The sequence below is a fragment of the Streptomyces iakyrus genome (genome assembly GCF_000717055.1).
GTDB lineage: Bacteria > Actinomycetota > Actinomycetes > Streptomycetales > Streptomycetaceae > Streptomyces > Streptomyces iakyrus.
The window spans coordinates 1-2,247 of sequence record NZ_JNXI01000071.1; the positions used below are offsets into that span (position 1 = coordinate 1).

Here is a 2,247-nt window from a genome sequence, read left to right on the forward strand (position 1 = left end):
CGAGATAGCTTTCGATCTTCGACCAGGCCGGGTCGTCCTTGTAGAAGGAGCGGATCGAGTCGAACGTCGACGACGAGTTGATCGCGTCGCCGTTCGGCATCGTGCCCGTCCAGCCGCTCGGGATGTGGACCGGGTCGTCGAAGCGGTTGTAGTCGGCCCGGTTCTCCGCAACGGCGATTCCGAGGTCGGTCTGGTGGTTCGTCCACATGCCGTCCAGCAGCTTCTTCGCTGCCGTCGCGGCCTGCGTGTCACCGGAGCGGTCCGCGTAGTAGGTCAGGGTTTTGGCGTAGGCGGCGGCCACACCGACGTCGTTGGTGTAGTCGGCGACGGTGACGTGCAGCCCGCTGTTGGCGCCGGGGCTGGAGGCGTTCCAGGTGTCGGGCTGGCCCGACCACTGCAGGTAGAACGTCGACTTGCCCGCCGGCGGGGCCGCGTAGCGGCCCGCCCAGCTGTTGGTCGCACCGCCGGCGATGGCACCCTCGTCCGACTGCAGCCAGCGGTAGAACTCCAGCTGCCGGTCCATGGACTTGGCCCAGTCCGCCGCGCCCGTGGCCGACTTCGGCTTCAGCGGGGCGTAGTTGCCGAGCGCGTAGGCCGCCAGGGGGTTCTGGTAGCCGCCGTGGGCGTGGCTGGAGCCGATGCGCCAGGCCCAGCCGGCACTGGTGTCGGTGGCGCCGCCCCAGGCGTAGTACCAGGACATCAGGTAGAACGAGGCGTCCTTGCCGGTGCCCGCCGGGCAGGTCGAGGGCCCGACGCAGTTGCCGACCTTCTTGAAGTACTTGTCGAACATCGAGTAGCGCAGGTAGTCACCCATCTTGGCCGCCTTGGCGACCGTCCCGGAGACCTGCGCGCCCTTGCCCTGCTCCTTGGCCCACAGGTCCGCCCAGTAGGCGGCCTGCACGGCACGGGCGTCGGCGTCCGGCGCGTTGGTGAACTTCCACTGCTTGGCGTAGGAGGCGTCGCCGGTGAACAGGTCCAGGTAGCCGTTCTTGCCCCCGTACTTGAAGGCGTCACAGGTCGGCTGCGGCACCGTCTCCCACACCGACTCCTGCGCACCGCGCTGGAAGGTGTTGATGTACGACGGGCCGGTGTCCGACGGCCCCGCCTCGCACTTGCCGGGCGCGTTTCCGAAGCCGTAAACGTTGTCGACGTCCTGCAGCCAGTGCATGCCGTAGACGTCGTCGGTGCCGTAGGCGTTCTTCAGCTCGGCCGCGATCGGGTCGGAGCCTGCCGCGACGGACGGTTCGAGCTTGGCCGGGTACTCGTTCGGCGTGTCCAGCTCCGGGGCGTAGGTAGCTGTAGGCCTCCGAGGTGGTCTCGTGGCCGTGGTCCGGCGCCTCGACGATCAGCGTCTCGACCGAGTGGTAGGGGATGCCCTCGGGGGAGAAGTAGCCGTTCGCCGGGTTGGTGATCTTCCCGTACAGCTCCAGGAAGCGGGCGTCGTACTCCTTCGACGCGGCCAGCTGCGTGACGGTGACCGAGGCCTTGGCGTGGCCCGTGGCCGTCGACTCGAACACGGCCGATCCGGAACCGGAGTTCGCGGCCGCCACGGTCACCTTCTGCGCGGTATTCCAGTTCTGCGGCGTGAAGGTCAGCGAGGCGCCGGCCGAGACCGACAGGCCCGCATTGCCGCTCGCGCGGGCCGAGGTCACCGTGACGTTCGCGGAGGGCTGCTTGGACAGCTTCACCTCATACGTGCCCGACTTGCCGGACTGGACACCCAGTTGGAGCGGTGAGGCGACCACGGTCGGGCCGGCGGCGACGGTGATGCCGACCGGGGTCGAATCGGCGGAGGCGCCCCTGCTGTCGTACGCCTTCGCCACCAGCGAATGACTGCCCACGGCCAGGTCGGAGACGGACAGCGCGTAGGGCGCGCTGGTGTCCGTGCCCAGCAGCCTGGTGTCGTCGTAGAACTCCACCTTGCTGATCGTGGCGTTGTCCGCGGCGGCGGCGGTGGCCGCCAGCGGCACCGCCTGGACGGAGAACGACGTCGGCGCGGTGTTGGAGCCGCTGTAGGAGAACTGGGCGCCGGTCGAGACGGCGGCGCCCGCCGCGACCCGCGCGTTGTGGCCGGCGTTCTTCACGCTGATGTTCTGGCCGGACTGCGACCAGGTGCCGTTCCAGCCGTTGCCCAGCTTCTGGTTGCCCGAGTAGGCGTAGGTCAGCGTCCAGCCGTCGATGACGTCCGTGCCGCGGTTGGTGAGGGTCAGGTCCACCGTGAAACCGGAACCCCAGTCGTTCGTCTTG

General features: G+C 68.8%; 1 pseudogene. It reads right to left on the minus strand.

From position 1 onward, the window contains the following. Positions 1 to 2,247, minus strand: a pseudogene (locus tag OO68_RS42860) (glycoside hydrolase family 48 protein); the annotation flags it as partial.